General features: G+C 72.2%; 21 protein-coding genes. 12 read left to right on the top strand and 9 right to left on the bottom strand.

Annotated elements, in window-relative coordinates; all coding sequences use genetic code 11:
- A partial coding sequence (locus AC1DQF_RS14925; protein ID WP_477526004.1) for an IspD/TarI family cytidylyltransferase occupies nt 1–384 on the top strand: 384 nt, incomplete at its 5' end.
- Here the strand turns inward: AC1DQF_RS14925 and AC1DQF_RS14930 are convergent.
- Together AC1DQF_RS14930 and AC1DQF_RS14935 are read right to left on the bottom strand one after the other, a co-directional pair.
- Nucleotides 381–965, bottom strand: coding sequence for an IspD/TarI family cytidylyltransferase (locus tag AC1DQF_RS14930; RefSeq protein ID WP_477526005.1), 585 nt, complete (start codon nt 963–965; stop codon nt 381–383). The genes AC1DQF_RS14925 and AC1DQF_RS14930 overlap by 4 nt on opposite strands.
- A gap of 114 nt (nt 966–1,079) precedes the next feature.
- A complete protein-coding gene (locus AC1DQF_RS14935; protein WP_477526006.1) occupies nt 1,080–1,565 on the bottom strand; it encodes a CarD family transcriptional regulator in 486 nt (161 codons plus the stop codon).
- A 214-nt stretch (nt 1,566–1,779) separates the two neighbouring features.
- On the opposite strand from AC1DQF_RS14935, the gene AC1DQF_RS14940 reads away from it, so the two are divergent.
- From AC1DQF_RS14940 to AC1DQF_RS14950, 3 genes are read left to right on the top strand one after another with little or no spacing between them, the layout of a single operon-like run.
- Nucleotides 1,780–2,520 (top strand): UbiA family prenyltransferase, encoded by a 741-nt coding sequence (locus tag AC1DQF_RS14940; protein ID WP_477526007.1) that lies wholly within the window; start codon nt 1,780–1,782, stop codon nt 2,518–2,520.
- Nucleotides 2,521–2,541: 21 nt separating this feature from the next.
- On the top strand, nt 2,542–3,063 hold the full coding sequence (locus AC1DQF_RS14945) for a copper chaperone PCu(A)C (protein ID WP_477526008.1): 522 nt from the start codon (nt 2,542–2,544) through the stop codon (nt 3,061–3,063).
- A 28-nt stretch (nt 3,064–3,091) separates the two neighbouring features.
- Nucleotides 3,092–3,835, top strand: coding sequence for a phosphoglyceromutase (locus AC1DQF_RS14950; RefSeq protein WP_477526009.1), 744 nt, complete (start codon nt 3,092–3,094; stop codon nt 3,833–3,835).
- A 3-nt stretch (nt 3,836–3,838) separates the two neighbouring features.
- On the opposite strand, the gene phoU is transcribed toward AC1DQF_RS14950, so the two are convergent.
- Nucleotides 3,839–4,495 carry a phosphate signaling complex protein PhoU gene (phoU, locus tag AC1DQF_RS14955; protein ID WP_477526010.1) on the bottom strand — a complete coding sequence of 219 codons (657 nt, stop codon included), beginning with the start codon at nt 4,493–4,495 and terminating at the stop codon, nt 3,839–3,841.
- Nucleotides 4,496–4,628: 133 nt separating this feature from the next.
- Between phoU and AC1DQF_RS14960 the strand changes: the two genes are divergently transcribed.
- From AC1DQF_RS14960 to AC1DQF_RS14975, 4 genes are all read left to right on the top strand, one after another.
- On the top strand, nt 4,629–5,882 hold the full coding sequence (locus tag AC1DQF_RS14960; RefSeq protein ID WP_477526011.1) for a sensor histidine kinase: 1,254 nt from the start codon (nt 4,629–4,631) through the stop codon (nt 5,880–5,882).
- Complete coding sequence (locus AC1DQF_RS14965; RefSeq protein WP_477526012.1) at nt 5,879–6,556, top strand: response regulator; 678 nt, start codon at nt 5,879–5,881, stop codon at nt 6,554–6,556. The genes AC1DQF_RS14960 and AC1DQF_RS14965 overlap by 4 nt, the downstream gene beginning before the upstream one ends.
- 172 nt (nt 6,557–6,728) lie before the next feature.
- The gene (locus AC1DQF_RS14970; protein WP_477526013.1) at nt 6,729–7,628 is read left to right on the top strand and encodes a DMT family transporter; all 900 of its coding nucleotides are present in this window, start codon (nt 6,729–6,731) and stop codon (nt 7,626–7,628) included.
- A 134-nt stretch (nt 7,629–7,762) separates the two neighbouring features.
- Nucleotides 7,763–8,395, top strand: a complete 633-nt coding sequence (locus AC1DQF_RS14975) for a hypothetical protein (protein WP_477526014.1) — start codon at nt 7,763–7,765, stop codon at nt 8,393–8,395.
- 15 nt (nt 8,396–8,410) lie between these two features.
- On the opposite strand, the gene AC1DQF_RS14980 is transcribed toward AC1DQF_RS14975, so the two are convergent.
- From AC1DQF_RS14980 to AC1DQF_RS14995, 4 genes are all read right to left on the bottom strand, one after another.
- Complete coding sequence (locus AC1DQF_RS14980; protein WP_477526015.1) at nt 8,411–8,929, bottom strand: type III secretion system chaperone family protein; 519 nt, start codon at nt 8,927–8,929, stop codon at nt 8,411–8,413.
- The gene (gene mshA / locus AC1DQF_RS14985) at nt 8,926–10,188 is read right to left on the bottom strand and encodes a D-inositol-3-phosphate glycosyltransferase (protein ID WP_477526016.1); all 1,263 of its coding nucleotides are present in this window, start codon (nt 10,186–10,188) and stop codon (nt 8,926–8,928) included. Before mshA ends, AC1DQF_RS14980 begins: the two co-directional genes overlap by 4 nt.
- A gap of 85 nt (nt 10,189–10,273) precedes the next feature.
- Entirely contained in the window at nt 10,274–12,826 is a 2,553-nt protein-coding gene (locus AC1DQF_RS14990; RefSeq protein WP_477526017.1) for an AMP-binding protein, read from the bottom strand.
- Nucleotides 12,827–12,886: 60 nt separating this feature from the next.
- Nucleotides 12,887–13,783: an RNase H family protein gene (locus AC1DQF_RS14995; protein ID WP_477526018.1), complete on the bottom strand. Its 897-nt coding sequence runs from the start codon at nt 13,781–13,783 to the stop codon at nt 12,887–12,889.
- 25 nt (nt 13,784–13,808) lie between these two features.
- Here AC1DQF_RS14995 and AC1DQF_RS15000 point away from each other — a divergent pair, with 25 nt between their 5' ends.
- Both AC1DQF_RS15000 and AC1DQF_RS15005 read left to right on the top strand, forming a co-directional pair.
- The gene (locus AC1DQF_RS15000) at nt 13,809–14,591 is read left to right on the top strand and encodes an SDR family oxidoreductase (RefSeq protein WP_477526019.1); all 783 of its coding nucleotides are present in this window, start codon (nt 13,809–13,811) and stop codon (nt 14,589–14,591) included.
- A gap of 65 nt (nt 14,592–14,656) precedes the next feature.
- Nucleotides 14,657–15,346: an aspartate/glutamate racemase family protein gene (locus AC1DQF_RS15005; protein WP_477526020.1), complete on the top strand. Its 690-nt coding sequence runs from the start codon at nt 14,657–14,659 to the stop codon at nt 15,344–15,346.
- 207 nt (nt 15,347–15,553) lie between these two features.
- On the opposite strand, the gene AC1DQF_RS15010 is transcribed toward AC1DQF_RS15005, so the two are convergent.
- Nucleotides 15,554–16,867 (bottom strand): M4 family metallopeptidase, encoded by a 1,314-nt coding sequence (locus AC1DQF_RS15010; RefSeq protein WP_477526021.1) that lies wholly within the window; start codon nt 16,865–16,867, stop codon nt 15,554–15,556.
- A 173-nt stretch (nt 16,868–17,040) separates the two neighbouring features.
- Here AC1DQF_RS15010 and typA point away from each other — a divergent pair, with 173 nt between their 5' ends.
- Nucleotides 17,041–18,930, top strand: coding sequence for a translational GTPase TypA (gene typA / locus AC1DQF_RS15015; protein WP_477526022.1), 1,890 nt, complete (start codon nt 17,041–17,043; stop codon nt 18,928–18,930).
- Nucleotides 18,931–18,951: 21 nt separating this feature from the next.
- Entirely contained in the window at nt 18,952–19,617 is a 666-nt protein-coding gene (locus AC1DQF_RS15020) for a hypothetical protein (protein ID WP_477526023.1), read from the top strand.
- 9 nt (nt 19,618–19,626) lie between these two features.
- Here AC1DQF_RS15020 and AC1DQF_RS15025 read toward each other — a convergent pair whose 3' ends face one another.
- Nucleotides 19,627–20,391: a MerR family transcriptional regulator gene (locus AC1DQF_RS15025; protein WP_477526024.1), complete on the bottom strand. Its 765-nt coding sequence runs from the start codon at nt 20,389–20,391 to the stop codon at nt 19,627–19,629.

Raw genomic sequence — 20,391 nt, forward strand, 5'->3', positions numbered from 1 at the left:
GGCCGGGTCGACGTGGTGGCCGTCCACGACGGCGCCCGCCCGCTCGCCGGCGGCGACCTCTTCGCCGCGACGATCGCCTCCGCCCGCGAGCACGGCGGCGCCATCCCCGTCGTACCCGTCGAGGGCCTCCTCAGCACCGCGCTGGACCCCGTCGCGGGGTCGCTGGGCACGGTGCAGACCCCGCAGGCCTTCCGCGCCGGGCCGCTGCTCGCGGCCTACGACGYCGCCCGGGAGGAGGGCTTCGAGGGCACCGACACGGCCGCCTGCTTCGCCCGGTACGCCGACGGCGACGTCGCCGCGGTCCCGGGCAGCCCGCTCAACCTCAAGGTCACCTTCCCCGAGGACGTCGTGATCGCGGGCCGGCTGGTCGCGGCGCGCGACTAGAACGGGGTCGGGGCCTCGCCGGTGAGGGCCTCGAGGAGCGCGATGTCCTCGGCGCTGGTGACCCGACGCGCCTCCGGGGGCGCCTCGACCGTCTCGATCGCGTGCTGTCCACGCAGCCGGGCGACGACCGCGGCCAGGTCCTGGCCGGGGAAGTCGTCGAGCGCCCGGACCACCGACGGCGGCAGCACGACGGGTGAGGACGGGGCCAGCAACCCCTCCCGGTCGACGGTGGCCCCCACGCGTCCGTCGTCCACGTGCTTGACGGTGTCGGTGACCGGTCGTACGGCGACCACCACGGCGTCGTGCTCGACCGCCTGCTCCACGCAGCGGGCGATGWAGCCGGCGGGGGTCATCGGGCACAGCGCGTCGTGCAGCACGACCGCCTCCTCGGCGGTCTGCACGCTCGACCACGGCACTCCGACGTCCACCGGGGTCACCCCGGCGCCCCCGAGCGCCCAGGCCGCGCAGGCCACCAGGGCCTCGCCGTGGATCAGGGAGTAGGGCAGGGCACCGCGGTCCTCGTCGAGCACCAGGCCCAGGGCCGGGATCGGCTCGCGTTCGTCGTACGCCTCGTCACTCATGGTGCGACCACCGTAGGACCTCGGGCCCCCGCACCGCCCGTGACCCACACCCCGAGACACGACGAAGCCCCCGACAGCAGGCTGTCGGGGGCTTCGCTGAGAGTCAGGAACCGCTCAGGACGCGAGGACCTCGTCGAGGATGGCCTCGGCCTTGTCCTCGTTGGTGTGCTCGGCCAGGGCCAGCTCGGAGACCAGGATCTGGCGCGCCTTGGCCAGCATCCGCTTCTCGCCGGCCGACAGGCCCCGGTCACGCTCGCGGCGCCACAGGTCACGCACGACCTCGGCGACCTTCATGACGTCGCCGGAGTGGAGCTTCTCGAGGTTGGCCTTGTAGYGGCGCGACCAGTTGGTCGGCTCCTCCACGTGCGCGGCCCGGAGGACGTCGAACACACGGTCGAGGCCCTCCTTGTCGACCACGTCGCGAACCCCGACGAGGTCGAGGTTCATGGCCGGGACGCGGACCACGAGGTCCTGCTGAGCAACGATCCGCAGCACGAGGTACTGACGGTCCTCGCCCTTGATGGTCCGCATCTCGATGTCCTCGATGACTGCGGCCCCGTGGTTCGGGTAGACAACCGTTTCGCCGACGGTGAAAGTCATGTACTTGTACCCCTCTTTCTAGGTGACCAGTCTAACACGCGTTCGCGACACCTCCGACATCGTTTGTGCAGGTCAGGGGGCATGCGCGGGCTTGACAGACGCTGGATCGTATGGTGCGGACACCCCTTCGGAGGGGTCGCGCGGGGCCGGGGACGGCACGGTGAATCGCACCGGATGACCGCGCCGATCGTCCCTCTGGTCGATACTGCGGGGCATGTCGACCCAGGCCGGACCCGCTCGCCGCGGCTTTCCCCTCGCGCGCAGCCTCCCGGTGCTCCTCGTGCGGGCCGCACACCCGCGACAGGCCGTGCTCACGGCGCTCGGGATGGGGGTGGCCGCCGGCCTCGCCGGGCGCCCGCTGCGTGAGATCGGGCTGGTGGTCGCCACCGTGCTGGTGGGGCAGGCCATCCAGGGCTGGGACAACGACCTCGTCGACCGCACGGACGACGCGCGCCACGAGCTGCCGGGCAAGCCGCTGGCCCAGGGGCTTCTGGAGCCCGGCACGGTGTGGTTCACCCTCCTCTGCGCCGCACTGCTCGTCGTACCCCTCTCCGTCTCCGCGGGGACGGTCGCCGGCGCCTCCTACCTCGCCGCCGTCGTCGTGGGCGTGCTCGCCAACCGCGTGCTGCGGGGCAGCGTGCTCTCGTGGCTGCCCTGGGCGGTCCAGTTCGCCCTCTACCCGGCCTACCTGGCGTACGGCGGGTGGAACGGCCAGGGCGCCGACACGCCCCCGACCATCGCGATGACCGTGCTGGCCGCGCTGCTCGGGGTCGGGGTCCACGTCCTGCGGGCGCTGCCGGGGCTGGTCCCGGACAACCGGGACGGCCGGCGCCACCTCCCGCTGCGGATCGCGCTGCGCACGGGTGCGCCTCGACTCCTGGTGCTGGCCAGCGTCTTCACGGGGCTGGTGGTCGTCGCACTGCTGGTTGTCGGGCAGGCCRTCGGCCTGACCTGAGTCGGCGCTACGCTGTGCGCCATGCAGCTCCGACGCTCCTTCGCGCTCACCGCCGCCGCGCTGGCCCTCACCGCGCCGGCCCTGACGTCGTGCGGGTTCGACAAGGCCACCGACCGCTACTACACGCCCGCCAACGGCGCCAACAACCGCGACGGTGTCGTCGACGTGCTGGGCGCCGTGGTCGTGTCCACCGAGCCCGGTTCCGGCACGTTCATCGCGTCCCTGTCCAACAACTCCACCACGGAGCCCGCCACCCTCACGGAGATCACCTCCACCGAGGGCAGCGACCTGACGGTGGCCGACTTCGAGCCCGTCGAGATCGCCCCCGGGTCCCTGGTCAACCTCGCCGACCCGCCCGCCGACCTCACGCTCACCGGCGACTTCGAGGCCGGTGACTTCGTCAAGGTCTCGCTCGGCTTCGACAACGGAGAGCGCACCGCCGTCGAGGTCCCGGTCGTGCCCAACTCCGGCTACTTCGAGGGCCTCGACGGCGAGCCGGCCCCCGCCGACGAGCCGAGCGACACCGAGTCCGCCACCCAGTGATCCCCGCCCGCACGGAGGAGACCCACCCATGACGTACACCCTGGTCCTGCTCCGGCACGGCGAGAGCGACTGGAACGCCAAGAACCTCTTCACCGGGTGGGTCGACGTCGACCTCACCGACAAGGGGCGCGCCGAGGCCGTCCGCGGCGGCGAGCTGCTGGTCGGTGCCGGGCTGCTCCCGGACGTCGTGCACACCTCGCTGCAGCGGCGCGCGATCACCACCGCCCACCTCTCCCTCGACGCCGCCGACCGGCACTGGATCCCGGTCAAGCGCTCCTGGCGCCTCAACGAGCGTCACTACGGGGCCCTCCAGGGCAAGGACAAGAAGCAGACCCTCGAGGAGTACGGCGAGGAGCAGTTCATGCTCTGGCGCCGATCCTTCGACACCCCGCCGCCGCCCATCGAGGACGACGACGAGTACTCGCAGGTCGGCGACCCCCGCTATGCCGACCTCGGCGACGAGATGCCGCGCACCGAGTGCCTCAAGGACGTCATCGCCCGCTTCCTGCCCTACTGGGAGGCCGAGATCGTGCCCGACCTGCAGGCCGGGCGGACCGTGCTGGTCGCCGCGCACGGCAACAGCCTGCGCGCCCTGGTCAAGCACCTCGACGGCATCTCCGACGAGGACATCGCCGGGCTCAACATCCCCACCGGCATGCCGCTGGTCTACCGCCTCGACGAGTCGTTGGCGCCCACGGTCCCCGGCGGCGAGTACCTCGACCCCGAGGCCGCTGCCGCCGCCGCGGCGGCCGTCGCCAACCAGGGCCGCTGAGCGTCAGTCGTCGTTGCGGTTGACCTGCTGCCCGGTGACGACGAAGACGACCCGGTTGGCCACCGAGACCGCGTGGTCGGCGATCCGCTCGTAGTAGCGGCCGAGCAGGGCGATGTCGACGGCCGCCTCGACGCCGTGCGCCCAGTCGTCGCTGAGCAGCTGCACGAACGAGCGGYGGCGCAGCTGGTCCATGATCTCGTCGTCGCGACCGAGCTCGATCGCGGCCTCGACATCTCGCTCGGTGATGATCGCGTGCACCCGGCGGACCATGTCCTCGGCAACCTCGGCCATCCGCTCCAGCGTCGGGCGGATCTCGTCGGGCACGGCCACGTTGGGCACCCGGAGACGGGCGATCTTGGCGACGTGCACGGAGAGGTCGCCCATCCGCTCGAGCTCGCTGACCATCCGCAGGGCCGAGACGATCATCCGCAGGTCGCCGGCGACGGGCTGCTGGAGGGAGAGGAGCGCGAAGGCGTTGTCCTCGATCCGCTCGCGGTTGTGGTCGATCGCCTCGTCGGCGCTGATGACCTGCTCGGCGGTGGCGGCGTCGCCGCTGAGCAGCGCCTCGGTCGCACGACGTACGGCCACCTCCACCTGGCCGCAGATCTCGGCGAGGTCGGTGAAGATGGCATCGAGCTGGTCCTGGAAGGCCTCACGCATGGACGGCAGCCTAGGTGGCCCGGCACGCCCTCCCGGCCGCCTGCGGTGAACGCGTGGTGAACAGTGGGCACAGGACTGGCTGTGGGGCGTCCAGAGGCGGATCGTGGGGTCTCGACGTGCGTACGATCGAGGTGTGGACCCGACGACCCAGGCAGCGCTGGCAGCCGTCATGGGAGCGATCGTCGCCGGTGGCGCCGTGCTCGCCTGGCACATCAGCGACCACCAGCAGCGCCGCGTCCCGCACGTCGACGAGCCTCTCGTGCCGCCGGGCGTGGCCGCCGTGCTGTCGGTCCTGCGCTCCTCGGCCGTGGTCGTGGACGCCGAGGACCACGTCCTCAAGGCGTCCGCACCGGCGTACGCCTTCGGGCTGGTGCGCGGCAACGAGGTCCTCGTCGAGGACCTGCGCGACCTGATCCACGTCGTACGCCGCGACGGGCAGATCCGAGAGGCCGAGATGGAGCTGGCCGGCGACCGCTCCTCGGCCCGCACCGTCGTGGCCCGCGTCGCCCCCCTGGGCTCGAAGCTGGTGCTGGCGCTGGTGGAGGACCGCACCCGTGAGCGTCGGGTCGAGGCGGTACGGCGCGACTTCGTGGCCAACGTCAGCCACGAGCTCAAGACCCCCGTCGGCGCCATCCGGCTGCTGGCCGAGGCCGTCGACGACGCGGCCGACGACCCCGAGGCCGTGCAGCGCTTCGCCCGCCGGATGCTGCACGAGAGCGACCGGCTCTCCCGCCTGGTCCAGCAGATCATCGAGCTGTCGCGCCTGCAGGGCGACGACCCGCTCGAGATGCCGGTGCAGGTGCGCCTCGACGACGTGGTGGCGGCCGCGGTCGACCACAGCGCCATCGACGCCGCCGCCAAGGACATCACCCTGGTGACCCGCGGGGACCACGACCTGGAGGTCTTCGGCTCCGCCGAGCAGATCGGGGCCGCCGTGAGCAACCTGGTGGCCAACGCGGTGCACTACTCCAACGGCGGCTCCCGGGTGCTCGTGAGCACCAAGTCGATGGGCGACACCGCGCAGATCTCGGTGGTCGACCAGGGCATCGGCATCCCCGCGCGGGAGATCGGCCGCATCTTCGAGCGCTTCTACCGCGTCGACCCCGCCCGCCACCGCTCCACCGGCGGCACCGGCCTCGGTCTCTCCATCGTCAAGCACGTCGCCGCCACCCACGGGGGCGACGTCAGCGTGTGGTCGGTCGAGGGGCAGGGCTCGACGTTCACCCTCACGCTCCCCCTCAGCTCGCAGTCGAGCACCCGGCTCGCCGGTCCCACCGCGCCCGTCACCGTCGTCGCCCCGCGCGACACGTCCGGTCGCCCCCCGATCCATTCCCGCCCCCAACCCGACCGAGGCGTCGGGGATTCAACGCAGGAGGTACGCCGGTGACCCGGGTACTCGTCGTCGAGGACGAAGAGAGCTACAGCGACGCGCTCGCCTACATGCTCCGCAAGGAGGGCTACGAGGTGGCCATCGCCGCGGACGGCAACAGCGCGCTGACCGAGTTCGAGCGCAACGGGGCCGACATCGTGCTCCTGGACCTGATGCTCCCGGGCCTGCCCGGCACGGAGGTGTGCCGGGCGATCCGCCAGACGTCGAGCGTGCCGGTGATCATGGTGAGCGCCAAGGACGACGAGGTCGACAAGGTCGTCGGGCTCGAGCTCGGGGCCGACGACTACGTCACCAAGCCCTACTCGCCCCGCGAGCTCGTCGCCCGCATCCGCGCCGTGCTGCGCCGCGGCGCCGAGCCGGACCTGGCGCCCGACACCTTCGAGGCGGGCCCGGTCCGCATGGACGTCGAGCGCCACGTCGTCACCGTGGGGGGCGTCGAGCAGCGGCTGCCGCTCAAGGAGTTCGAGCTCCTCGAGATGTTCCTGCGCAACCCCGGCCGGGTGCTCACGCGGGGCCAGCTCATCGACCGCGTGTGGGGCTCCGACTACGTCGGCGACACCAAGACGCTCGACGTGCACGTCAAGCGGCTGCGCGCCAAGCTCGAGCCGGACCCGAGCGAGCCGAAGTTCCTCGTCACCGTGCGCGGGCTGGGCTACAAGCTCGACCTCTGACCCCCGTGGATAAGTCCCCGGCTGAGCGGGGACTCTGTCACTGGGAGGGGGTTGCAACCGTCACACAGTGACAGACTCCCCGGCTGAGCGGGGACTTATCCAGGCGGGATCTCGTCGTACGACGTCCGAAACCCGCATGTGCGCGGGTCATGGGCGTCCGTAGTCTTGACCAGTGACCACCACGATCGACGTCTCCCCCGCCCCCACCCGCACCTGGCTCCCGCTCGCCGCGGTGGCCACCACCCTGGTGCTGTGGGCGAGCGCGTTCGTCGGGATCCGACACCTCGGCGAGAGCGTGCCCCCCGGCAGCCTGAGCCTGGCGCGGCTCCTCGTCATGGTGCTGGCCCTGCTGGTGCTGATGCGCGGACGCATCCCGCGGCTGCCCACGCGGCGCGAGTGGCCACTCATCGTCGCGGGTGGCGCGAGCTGGTTCGGCGTCTACAACCTCGCCCTCAACGAGTCCGAGCGGCGCATCGACGCCGCCACGGCTGCCCTGCTGGTGCAGATCGGCCCGATCCTGGTCGCGCTGCTGGCGACGTTCTTCCTCGGCGAGCGGCTCACGCGCTGGGTGGTCATCGGCATGGCGGTCGGATTCGGCGGCGTGGTGCTGATCGGGCGCGCGACCTCCAGCGGAGGCAACGGCGACCTGGTCGGCGTGCTCCTGGCGGTGGTCGCCGCCGTCACCTTCGCTGTCGGCGTGCTCACCCAGAAGAAGCTGCTGCCCACCATCCGGCCCCTGGACCTCACCTTCTGGTACGCCGTCGTGGGTGCCGCGGTCTGCCTGCCGTGGTCCGGCGAGCTGGTCGGGGTCGTCGGCGACGCGAGCGTCGACACCATCGGGTGGATCGTCTACCTCGGCGTCTTCCCGAGCGCGATCGCCTTCACCACGTGGGCCTTCGCGCTGTCCCACGCCGACGCCGGGAAGTTCGCCCAGTCGACGTTCCTGGTGCCGTTCGTGACCGCCCTGATGGCGTGGCTGCTGCTCGACGAGGTGCCGCCGCTGCTGTCCTTCGTGGGCGGGGCGCTGTRCATCGCCGGGGTGCTGCTGGCGCGGCGTACGGCCCGCGTCTGAGTGCCGCGGCGCCTGCCGCAGGCAAAGGTGACTAGCACAGAGTGTCGATTGACCGCCGGCGGTGATGGGCGGACTGTCAAAGTATGGAAACTTCTTTCTGGTCGCGACTGCGACACTCCCTCATCTCTCCACAGATGGGGGTAGCGCTTCTCGTGCTCTGCCTTGCGGTCGGAGGGACGGCGTACGCGGCCTCCCAGATCACCGGCAAGCAGATCAAAAACGGCTCGATCACCTCGGCCGACATCAAGAACAAGACCCTCAAGAGCAACGACATCTCCAAGAAGGCGAAGAAGTCCCTCCGTGGTCAGACCGGACCACAGGGCGCCCAGGGTGTCCCGGGCGTGGCGGGCCTGCCGGGCCCCAGCAACGCCTACTCCGCCCGTCGAACCGACGGTAGCGGCGCCAACCCGGCCAGCTCCACGGTGGTCGTGAAGCGACTGACCCTGGCCGCCGGCAAGTACACGATCATCTCCAAGATGGGCATCGACGACGTGTCGGGTGCCCCCAAGACCGCCGAGTGCCAGATGCTCAACGGCGTCACGACGGTGGACAGCACGTTCGTCACCCTCAGCGGAGCGGTCGCCGGAGGGCTCGGCGGCTTCACCTGCGTCAACATGGCCGCGGTCGACCTCACCGCGCCCACGACCACGATCACGATCCAGGTGCTGACCCCGGCAGCCAGCCAGGTACGCCTCGGGCTCAACGCGGTCATCATGGCCACCAAGGTCGGCGCGCTCACGTCCACCGTCACGGCGGGCAACGGCTGAGCCGCCCCTCAGGAATCAGGACGAGAGGTCGGGATCGGGATCGGTCCCGGCCTCCAGCCAGCCCCGAAAGGCGTCGAGGTTGCGGGTCGACTCCCCGCGGGAGATCCGCCACTCCCACTCCTTGCGGATCGAGGTCGCGAAGCCCAGCTCGAGGATGGCGTTGAAGGACTCGTCGGCGTGCGAGAGCACCGAGCCGAGGAGGCGGTCGAGCTCGTCGTCGGTGACCGCGGACAGCGGCAGCCGCGCGTCGAGGTAGATGTCACCGGTGTGGTCGACGGCGAAGGCCACGGCGTACATCCGCAGGTTGCGCTCGAGCAGCCAGCGGTAGACGCGGGCGTGGTTCTCGTCGGGGTTGCGGCACACGAAGGCGTGCACGCCGAGCGCGTGCTCTCCCACGTCGAGACGCACCGGCGTCTGGAGCTTCTTCTCTCCCGGGAGCGTCAGCGAGAAGACTCCCGGACGGTCCTCGACGTACTTGATGTCGTTGCCGTCGAGGTAACCGCGGATGGTGGCGGCGACGTCGGGGTGGGTCACACCGTCATCTCATCACGCATCAGGGTGCGGGCCGCGCGGTAGGCCTGGAGYGTGCGCTCGGCCGTGCGCTCCCACGAGAACTCCCGGGCCTGGGCCAGCGCCCCCTCGCCGAGGCGGGCGGTCAGCTCCGGGTCGTCGATGAGCCGACGCAGGGCCGCGGCCCAGTCCCGCGGCTCGTGTCCGTCCACGAGCAGCCCGCTGCGGCCGTCGGCGACGACGGTCGTCAGGCCGCCCACGGCGGCGGCGACCACGGGGGTGCCGGTCGCCTGCGCCTCGGCGGCGACGAGCCCGAAGGACTCGTTGTACGACGGCACGGCGACCGCCGTGGACGCGGCGCACCACCGGGCCAGCTCGTCCTGCGCCACGGGCGGGACGAACCGCACCACCCCGTCGAGCCCGAGCTCGTAGGAGAGCTGCGCGAGCGACTCGGGGTGCTCGAGCCCGCTGCCGGAGGGCCCGCCGACGACGGGGACGACGAGGCGCGAGCGCAGCGACGGGTCCTGGTCGAGCAGTACCGAGACCGCCCGCAGCAGCACGTCGGGCGCCTTGAGCGGCTGGATGCGCCCGGCGAACATCAGCACGATCGCGTCGGCCGGCAGGTCGAGGTCGCGCCGGGCCCGGGCGCGGTCCATCGGCCGGAAGACCTCGAGGTCCACGCCGGGGTGGATCACCTCGACGCGCGTGGGGTCGGCGTCGTACAGGTTGATGAGCTGCTTGGCCTCGAGGTCGGTGTTGGCGACCAGCAGGTCGGCGGCCTGGACGACCTGCTCCTCACCGATCAGGCGCGCGACCGGCTCGGGGGTGTCGCCCTCGGCGAGCGCGTCGTTCTTGACCTTGGCCATGGTGTGCATGGAGTGCACGARCGGCACCTGCCAGCGGTCGCGGGCCAGGGCGCCCACCTGCCCGGAGAGCCAGTAGTGGGAGTGCACGACGTCGTAGTGGCCGAACGGGTGGGCCGCCTCGGCGCGCAGCACCTCGCGGGCGAAGGTGCACAGCTGGCCGGGCAGCTCGGCCTTGGTCAGCCCCTCGAAGGGGCCGGCCGCCACGTGGCGCACCAGCACCGCGCCGTCCGTGCCCGGCACCTCGACCACCGGCGGCAGCGACGACGACGTGGCACGCGTGAAGACGTCGACCGCGATGCCCTGGCGCGCCAGGCGGCGCGACAGCTCGATGACGTACACGTTCATGCCACCCGCGTCACCCGTCCCCGGCTGGTCGAGCGGCGAGGTGTGCAGGCTGATCATGGCGACCCGGTCCACTCAGGCGTCCTCTCGTCGGGGGCGCCCGGCCACAGGGATGACCACGACACGAGGGGCGCCAACCCAGCACAACACCGTCAGCCTGTCAGCGATTCCCCCACCGGCGCCCCACCCCGAGGAGGGAGTGCTCGCCACGGCGTACGACGGTCGCTGCCGCACGGCGTACGACGGTCGCTGCCGCGACGCCGACCGCGAGGGAGAGCAGGGTCGCGAGCAGCGGCCACTGGACCTCGAACCAGGGGTAGACCCGCCAGTGCAGGAGGTAGATCCACAGCGAGGAGGCGGCCACCACGCCGATGACGTACGCCGCCGCCGCAGGCAGGCGCACCCGCGGCACCCAGGCCAGCGCGAGCAGGCCCAGCGTCAGGTAGACGGTCCGCTCGACGCCGCCGACCGAGAAGAACCCCGGGACCAGGGCGACCGCGAGGACCGAGACGACCAGCCGCTGGGCGGTCGTCCTGGCCTGGGACATCGCCCAGCCGAGGGTGAGCAGCCAGAGCACGCCGTGGGCACGGTGCACGTGGTCGCCGGGCATGCCGACGAGGTCGTAGCGGGTCGGTAGCAGCACCAGGGTGAGCACCACGGGCGTCGCGAACGGGTGCCGACGCGTCGCCCGGTCCACGGCGGGCACGGCGAGGATCCCGGCGAGCACCACAACCGCGAGCGTCAGCGCCTCGATGAACCAGTAGCTCCAGCGGGGTTCGGACCAGCTCCACTCGGTGAAGGCGGTGATGAGCGCCGCCTGCTTCCAGGTGATGTCACGCGTGAGCGCGGCGACGACCCCGATGACCGCCACCGAGGGCACCACCACCCGGGCCAGGCCCCGCAGGATCGCCCGAGTCCGGTCCCTCCGGGACCGGTCGCCGAGCTGGAAGCGTCCGAGGTTGAAGCCGGCGATGGCCAGCAGCACGTGGGCACCGCCGAGCAGCGTGAAGAGGTTGGCGTGGGACCCGACGATGGTCACGATGGCCAGCGCCCGCAGCACGACGTTGGTCTCGACCGCCACGCCGCGGCGACGCCGGCCGGACGGCACGGCCTCGGCGAGCGCGGTGGCCGGCAGCGTCGGCCACCCCGTGGGCAGGTGGCCGAGCAGGTCCTCGAGACGCAGGGACACCTCGACGTAGGACAGCGAGTCGCCGCCGAGGGCGACGAACGAGTCGGTGGGACGAGCGTCGGGGCGCCCGAGCAGCCGGGCCAGCAGGGCGGTCACGTCGGCCGGCGAGATGCGGGCGTCGCCGAGGCCCTCCATGCCCACCTCGTGCTCGTCGCGGACCAGCGCCGCGAGCGCGCGGTGGTCGACCTTGCCGTTGGCCAGTCGGGGCAGGTCCGGCAGGACCACGACCGCCACGCCGGTGGGCGCGAGCCCGGCGGCGTCGGCGGCTGCGCGGCGTACGACGTCCGGGTCGACGGGCCGCGCGCCGTCCACGACACCGACCGCGATCCGCTCCCCCGCGTCGGCGACCGCGGCGACGGTCCCGCTCCGGGCCAGCGACCGCTCCACGCGGTCGAGGTCGATCCGCAGTCCGCAGACCTTGGCGATCCGGCTGGTCCGGCCGACGACCTCCCAGAGCCCGTCGGGGCGCTGCCGCGCCAGGTCGCCGGTACGCAGCTCCTCGACGGTACGCCCGGAGGCGAGCTCGGCGCGGGAGGCGGCGTACCCCATCATCACGTTGGGGCCGCGGAAGACGAGCTCGCCGACCCCCGGCACGGCACCCTCGACCGGGGCCAGGTCGAAGGAAGCACCCGGCAGGGGCCGGCCGATGGACCCGGGCGCCAGGAGGGCCAGGTCCGGGGGCAGCACGCTCATCCGGGCGGTGGCCTCGGTGGCGCCGTACATCACGAAGAGGTCGAAGCCGCGGCGCTGGCCCAGCTCGGCGAACGCCCGGACCCGCTCCGGCGGCATCCGGCCACCGGCCTGGGTGAGGGCGCGCAGGGACGGGACGTCGCGGTCGGCGAACCCGGCGCGCTCGAGCAGCTCGAAGGTGTGCGGGACGCCCGGGACGGTGGTCACGCCGTGCGCGCGCACCAGGTCCCAGAAGCACTCGTCGACGACGGAGAGATCGGTGAGCAGCAGGCCGGCGCCGCTCAGCAGGTGGCTGTGCAGCACCGAGAGGCCGTAGCAGTAGTGGAGCGGCAGGGTGGTGGCCGCGAGGTCGGTGTCCCGGATCCCCAGCTCCTCCGCGATCGCGGCGGCGTTGGCCAGCACACCCTCGCCGGCGAGCCGCACCAGCTTGGGCGATCCGGTCGAGCCGCTGGTCGACAGCAGCAGGGCCAGGTCGGGGTGGAGGTCGTGGGCGGACTCCGCGGTCCGCCACGCGCGGCGCTGCGGGCCCGCGACGACGTCGGGGGCGTAGGCCTCCACGAGCCCCGGTGCGGCGGTGGGCGAGGAGACCAGCACGACCTGGTCGGCGGCCAGGGCGGCGATGTACTCGACGACCGAGGCGACGTCGTTGCCCGGCGCGAGGAGCACCAGCCGTCGACCGCCGGCGTAGGCGCCAGCGACCACCTCGACCCGCTCGGCCAGGTCGGCGTAGGTCACGGTCTCGTCCGCGGTGACCAGGGCCCGGCGGTCGCCGAAGGAGGCGAGGTGGGCGATGAGGGGCGCCGGGGTCGGGCGCACCTCGGGGGCGGTGGTCACCCGCCAGACGATAGAAGGTGAGGCTTACCTTTGCCAGTTGACGAGAGCCGGCGGCGCCGGTCAGGCCTCGCGGGTGCCCTGGTGGAACCGCTGCTGCCAGCCACGGGGGGTGCGCACCCAGATCGAGCTGCGCAGGGCGCTCCCGTCGTCGGTGATGCTGCGCCACAGCAGCAGGATCGAGTCGGGCGAGAGCCGCTCCACCGACACCACGTCCAGGCTGGTCTCGGCGCCGATCGGGCCGACCTCGCCCAGCAGCTCCTCGCGGGTCCACAGCCGCCCGGACTGGCCGATCTCCTGCCAGTCGGCGTGCAGCAGGGCTGCCATGGCGCCCCGGTCCGAGCGCACCTCGTCGGTGAGGGCGGAGCGCTCGAGGGCGATGACCTGCTCCTCGTCGGACAGCCCGGAGACGTCGTGGCCGGCGTTGTCGAAGGCGCTGAAGAGGTCGGGCTCCTCCTCGACCACGGTCGGACCCGACTGCGGGACGCTGCGGTCGGACGCCCCGACGAAGCCCGGCCCCGGGTCCGCCACGCGACCTGCCTGGTAGGCCGCCGCCGCCGCGTTGGCGCGCTTGTCGGCCGCCTCGTTGAGGACGTGGCCCGAGTGGCCCTTGACCCACTCGAACGTGACCCGGCGGCCCTGCATGGCGGCGTCGAGGGCCTGGATCAGCTCCAGGTTCATCACGGGCTTGCCGTCACCCTTCTTCCAGCCCTTGCGCTTCCAGCCGGCCATCCACTTGGTGATGGTGTTGATGACGTAGGTGCTGTCGCAGTAGACGTGCAGCTCGTCGTCGACGTGCGCGGTCTGCTGGAGCAGGTCGAGGACCGCCATCAGCTCGCCCATGTTGTTGGTGCCGCGGGCCCAGCCGCCCGAGGCCCAGCAGTCGTCGTCGACGTACCACGCCCATCCCGCCGGTCCGGGGTTGCCGAGGGCCGAGCCGTCTGCTGCCGCGATGATCACGGCGCACATCCTGCATCATGGCGCCATGACCGAGACCCCCCAGTCGACCGAGCAGCACCCCCGGACCGCCGTCGTCACCGGCGCCTCGAGCGGGATCGGCGCCGCCACCGCGCGCGCCCTGGCCGCCGCCGGCTTCCACGTCGTCTGCGCCGCCCGCCGTACCGACCGCATCGAGGCCCTGGCCCAGGAGATCGGAGGGGTGGCCGTCGCCTGCGACGTCACTGACGACGCCTCCGTAGCCGCGCTGGCGAGCGCGGTGGCCGGTGCGGGTGGGGGTGAGCTGCACGTGCTGGTCAACAACGCCGGCGGCGCCTTCGGCTCCGACCCGGTCGAGTCGGCCGACGTGGAGCAGTGGCGCGCGATGTACGACGTCAACGTGCTCGGCCTGATGCGCGTCACCCAGGCCCTCCTCCCGGCCCTGCGCGCCGGCGGCGACGGCCTCATCGTCAACGTCGGGTCCACGGCCGGTCGGGTGGCCTACGAGAAGGGTGGCGGCTACACCGCGGCCAAGCACGCCACCAAGGTGGTGACCGAGACCCTGCGCCTCGAGCTCAACGGCGAGCCGATCCGGGTGAGCGAGATCGCCCCGGGGATGGTCCGGACGGACGAGTTCGCCCTGGTCCGCTTCGGGGGCGACGCCGACGCGGCCGCCGCGGTGTACGACGGTGTCCGCGACCCGCTGGTCGCCGAGGACGTCGCCGACGCCATCGCCTGGGTGGCCACCCGCCCGGCCCACGTCAACATCGACGAGCTCGTCATCAAGCCGCGCGCACAGGCGGCGCAGCACAAGGTCCACCGGGTCCGCTGACGCGGCCGGGTCCACCGGGTCCGCTGACCTCCTCGATGGTCTGCGCGGCGTGCCAGACTGCACCCGTGCAGACCATCGGACTCATCGGCGGCATGAGCTGGGAATCCAGCCTGGTGTACTACCGCGACCTCAACGTCGGGGTGCAGGAACGCCTCGGCGGGCTCTCCTCGCCGAAGCTGGTGCTGAGCACCGTCGACTTCGCCGAGCTGACCCACCTCGAGGACGACGAGAAGTGGGACCAGATCGGCACCCTGCTGGCCGACGCCGCCACCGGCGTCGAGCGCGCGGGCGCCGACTTCCTGCTGCTGTGCACCACGACCTTCCACAAGGTCGCCGACCAGGTGGCCGAGGCGGTCGACATCCCGCTGCTGCACCTGGCCGACGTGGTGTCGGAGGCGTGCCGGGCCGCCGGCATGGACAAGGTCGCCTTCATCGGGACCTCCGTGGCGATGAACGACCCGTTCTTCATCAGCCGCATCAGTGACGGTGGTCCCGAGGTGATCGTCCCGGATGCGCGCCACCACGAGTGGCTGAACGACGCGATCTACGGCGAGCTCGTGCACGGCCGCGTCGTCGACCGGACCCGCCGTCGCGTCGTCGAGCTCATCGACGAGCTCTGGGACGCCGGCGCGGGCGGGGTGCTGCTCGGCTGCACCGAGCTCGAGCTGCTCATCCGGCAGGCCGACACCGAGCTCCCGGTCTTCCCCTGCACGACCCTGCACGTCCAGGCCGCGCTCGACCGCGCGCTGGCCTGACCCTGCGCGCGTGCACCACTCTGACGGGCAGTAACCCTCGGCGGTCGCGCGCGTGCGCCACTCTGACGGCCCGTCCACCCCGACGGTCGCGCACGTGCACGACCGATCGCCCTGGTGCAGCTCCATTCCTGCGCATGTGCACGACCGATCGCCCGACTACCGCTCCAATGCTGCGCACGTGCACCGCAACCGCCCCCGGCGGATCGCTCAGCGCGCGTCGTCGCCGGCCTCGAGCACGAGGCGGGCCAGCTCGGCGAGGTCGGACGGTAGCGGCTCGACGACCTCGGTCTCGGTGCCGTCGATCTCGAAGCGGTAGACGTACATGTCGGGCATCGGCTTGCGCCGGGCCACGCGGGTCAGGTCGACGCGGCCAGCGAGATCGGCGACGGCTGCCGCCCGCGGGTCGTCACCCATGAGGTCGACCTCGCCCTCCGACGTCCGCCCGGCGAAGCCGCCGCTGCGACGGACGCGGACCATCCGATCCTGCGGCGCGGGCGACCCGGCCGGGGTGCCGGCCGACTCCCCGGGCTCGACGCCCACCTGCTGCCACGCGGTCCGCACGGCGTCGGCGTGCTCGCCCGCCACCGCGACGGTCGCGGCGGCGAAGGCGGCGAAGTCGGCGCTCGGGGACACGTCGCCCGAGATGAGCGCGTCGTACCAGACCTGGCCGGCACCCTCGAGGCTCGCGCCGCCGATCGCCACCGCGGCGAGGTGGAAGGCCCGGTTGGGGATGCCGGAGTTGATGTGCACCCCTCCGTTGTCGTCGGTGGTCACGACGAAGTCGTCCATGTGCGCGGGCTGCGGGTCCTTGCCGAGCCGCGGGTCGTCGTAGGCGGTGCCGGGCGCGGCCATGTCGCGCAGCCCGCGCGCGGCGACCGACGGGGTGAAGAGACCCTCGCCGATCAGCCAGCTCCCCGACGCGGCGTCCTGCCCGAGCAGCCGCTGCTTGAGGCAGATCGCGAAGACGTCGGACACCGACTCGTTGAGCGCGCCGGACTGGCCGCGGTAGACGAGTCCCGCGGTGTGCTCGGTCACCGCGTGGGCGAACTCGTGCGCGAGCACGTCCACCGGCTTGGTGAACCGCTCGAAGATGTCGCCGTCACCGTCGCCGAAGACCAGCTGGGTGCCGTCCCAGAACGCGTTGTCGTAGTCGCGGCCGTAGTGGACCGTCAGGCTCACCGGCGCACCGGCGTCGTCGTACGACGAGCGGCCGAGACCCTCGGCGTACATCAGGAGCGTCGCGGTGATCCCGGCCGCGGCCTCGTCGACCGCCACGTCGCCCGAGTCGGGCGTGCCCGGGGTGCGCACCACAGTGCCGGGCAGCCGCTCGGCGTTGCCCGCCGTGTGCACCGTCCAGGCCGGCGCGCCGGGCCCGACCGGCTCGGCGGGCCTCCGTGCGTTGGCGACCTCCTCACGCCGGGACCGCAGCGCAGCGTCGGTGGCCAGGGTGTCGGAGGCGCCCACCTGCTCGAGCAGCCACGGCGGGACGAAGGAGCACGAGGCGGTCCGAGAAGTCGTCATGGGTCAGGACTACCGCACGGGACCGACAGCGGGAAAGGGTCCGGGCTCACACAGCCGTCGAATCGCAAGCCACGGCGCGCCGCCACTAGACTCGACGACGGCCCGGGTCCGGGTCACGGGCGCTGCAGACACCGCGCTCCGACAAACCACAGCGAAAGCGACGCCGTACCTTCATGTCCCAGAAGCGTTCCGACCTCCGCAACGTGGCGATCGTCGCCCACGTCGACCACGGCAAGACCACGCTCGTGGACGCCATGCTCCGTCAGGCCGGCGCCTTCACGGCGCACCAGGCCGAGAGCGTCGCCGAGCGCGTCATGGACTCCGGCGACCTCGAGCGCGAGAAGGGCATCACCATCCTCGCGAAGAACACCGCCGTGCACTACGCGGGCCCGGCTGGTGGCGGTGAGCCGATGGTCATCAACATCATCGACACCCCCGGCCACGCCGACTTCGGTGGCGAGGTCGAGCGCGGCCTGTCCATGGTCGACGGCATCGTGCTGCTCGTGGACGCCTCCGAGGGTCCGCTCCCCCAGACCCGCTTCGTCCTGCGCAAGGCGCTCAACGCCGACATGCCGGTGATCCTGGTGGTCAACAAGACCGACCGTAGCGACGCCCGTATCGCCGAGGTCGTCGAGGAGACCTACGAGCTCTTCATGGACCTGCTCGACGAGAGCCACAGCCAGGACGCCCTCGACTTCCCCGTCGTCTACGCGTCCGGTCGCGCCGGCATCGCGAGCCTCGTGGCCCCCGAGGACGGCACCATGCCCGAGGGCGACGACCTCGAGCCGCTGTTCAAGACGATCCTCGAGACCATCCCGGCCCCCGTCTACACCGAGGGCGCGCCGCTGCAGGCGCAYGTCACCAACCTCGACGCCTCGCCGTTCCTCGGTCGCCTCGCGCTGGTGCGCGTCCACGAGGGCACGCTCAACAAGGGTCAGACCGTCGCGTGGATGCGTCGTGACGGCTCGGTGAAGAACGTCAAGATCACCGAGCTCCTCGTCACCGAGGGCCTCGAGCGCCAGCCCGGCCAGAGCGCCGGGCCCGGTGACATCGTCGCCGTCGCCGGCATCCCCGAGATCACCATCGGCGAGACCCTCGCCGACGCGGAGAACCCGGTCGCACTGCCGCTCATCCACGTCGACGAGCCCGCCATCTCGATGACGATCGGCACCAACACCTCGCCGCTCGTCGGCCGCACCAAGGGCGGCAAGGTGACCGCCCGCCTGGTCAAGGACCGCCTCGACTCCGAGCTCATCGGCAACGTGTCGCTGCGCATCCTGCCGACCGAGCGCCCGGACGCGTGGGAGGTGCAGGGCCGTGGCGAGCTGGCGCTGGCCATCCTCGTCGAGCAGATGCGTCGTGAGGGCTTCGAGCTGACCGTAGGCAAGCCGCAGGTCGTCACCAAGGAGGTCAACGGCAAGGTGCACGAGCCCTTCGAGCGCCTCACGATCGACGCTCCCGAGGAGTACCTCGGCACCATCACCGAGCTGCTCGCCTCCCGGAAGGGCCGCATGGAGTCGATGACCAACCACGGCACCGGCTGGGTCCGGATGGAGTTCCTGGTCCCGGCGCGCGGCCTCATCGGCTTCCGCACCGAGTTCCTCACCGACACCCGCGGCACCGGCATCGCCCACGGCATCTCCGAGGGCTACGAGCCCTGGGCCGGCGAGATCCGCTCGCGCACGAACGGCTCGCTGGTCGCCGACCGCAAGGGTGCCGCGACGGCGTACGCCATGACCAACCTGCAGGAGCGGGGGATCATGTTCGTCGAGCCCACGACCGAGGTCTACGAGGGCATGATCATCGGTGAGAACTCCCGCGCCGACGACATGGACGTCAACATCACCAAGGAGAAGCAGCAGACCAACATCCGGTCCGCCACGTCCGACAACTTCGAGAAGCTGATCCCGCCGAAGAAGCTCTCCCTCGAGCAGTGCCTGGAGTTCTGCCGCGACGACGAGTGCGTCGAGGTCACGCCCGACTCGGTCCGCATCCGCAAGGTGGTCCTCGACGCGAACGCCCGCGCGAAGACCGCCTCGCAGCACCGCAAGGCCTCGAAGTAGCACCACGCGACACGTGACCCGATGAACGACGACTCCAGCCCCGGCCCGGGCTCCGGCGACCTCGCCGAGGGCCTGGCCGCGTGGCTGGAGGGTCTGGGCCTCGCCGAGCAGCTCGCCGGGGCCGGGCTGCCGACGTTCGACCGCGACAGCGAGGGCGTGGCGCGCTGGCACGACCCCGCCACCGGGGAGGCACTCACCGCCGAGCGGCTCGAGGAGCTCGACCGGCTGCTGCGCTCCGAGGGCGACGACCCCGCCCACGCCGTACCCGTCGCCCTGGTGCGACTGCGGCGCGAGGGCCGGGTTCGGGCCGCGCTCCTCGACGGTGGCTGGGTGGACTACGCCGAGGTCGGCCGCCTCCGCGGGGTCTCGGAGAACGCCGCCCGTTTCGCGCTGCACAAGGCCGCCGAGCGCCGGAGCGTGCTGCTGGTCCAGCACGAGGGACGCACCCTCGTCCCCGCCTTCCAGCTCGATGACGCCGGGCAGGTGCGGAGCGAGCTGGTGGCGGTCCTGGAGCCGCTGCTGGCCTCGGGTTCCGACCCGTGGCGCACCTGGGCATGGCTCACCACCCCGGCCGCGCTGCTCGGCGGCGCGGTGCCCCACGAGGCCGCGCGCGACCCCGAGGAGCTGCCGATCGTGCAGCACGCGGCGCTCCGGCTGGCGGAGCGGGCCCGGCCGTCGGCGAGCTGACGTCGGCGCTCAGCCGGTCGGCTCCACGCGTCTGAGGTTGGTCCAGCCCGTGTAGCCGCGCTCCTCGAGGAGCGCGAGCAGCCGGGTCCCGCACGGGACGGAGTCGATGAACACCGCGTCGAGCAGGTCCGCGAGGTCGTCCGGCAACGCCTCCTGGTCCCACGCCTCGTCCGGGACCTGCTCGAACTGCGCCGCGAGGCGGTCGGCGACGCCGTCCACACGGGGGTCGTCGGCGGGCCACCGGATGACCTCGGCGAGGTCGCCGTAGAGCTCCAGGACGGAGGGGTCGTCGAGCTGCTGGCTCTTGAGCTCCATGTAGAACGGCATCCGGTCCGGCAGCTGGGCGCCCACCAGGATCCAGGCGTCGCGCTCCGCCCCGACCATGTCCTCCGGCACACCGACCCCGCGGAGCCGGTCCAGGTAGGCGACCGCCTCGGGGGGAAGGGCCAGGCTGTCGCCCGCAGCGAGCCGGGCGATGCGCTGCCGGTGCCGCTGCAGCTCACGGATCTCGGCGCGCAGCCGGGCGTCGATGTCGTCGACCGCCGCCGCGAACTCCTGCTCGTCCGCCACCAGCAGCTCGCGGACGCGCGACAGGGGTACGCCGGCCTCGGCCAGCACGCGGATCCTGATCAGCTCCACGACGGCCGAGGCGTCGTAGCGGCGGTAGCCGGAGTGGTCGCGTCCGGGCTCGGGCAGCAGTCCCTTGGCGTGGTAGTGCCGCACCGCACGCACCGTGACGTCGGCGTACGACGCGAGCTGGCTGATGGTCAGCAT

Source organism: Nocardioides sp. P4_G4, from assembly GCF_056401085.1.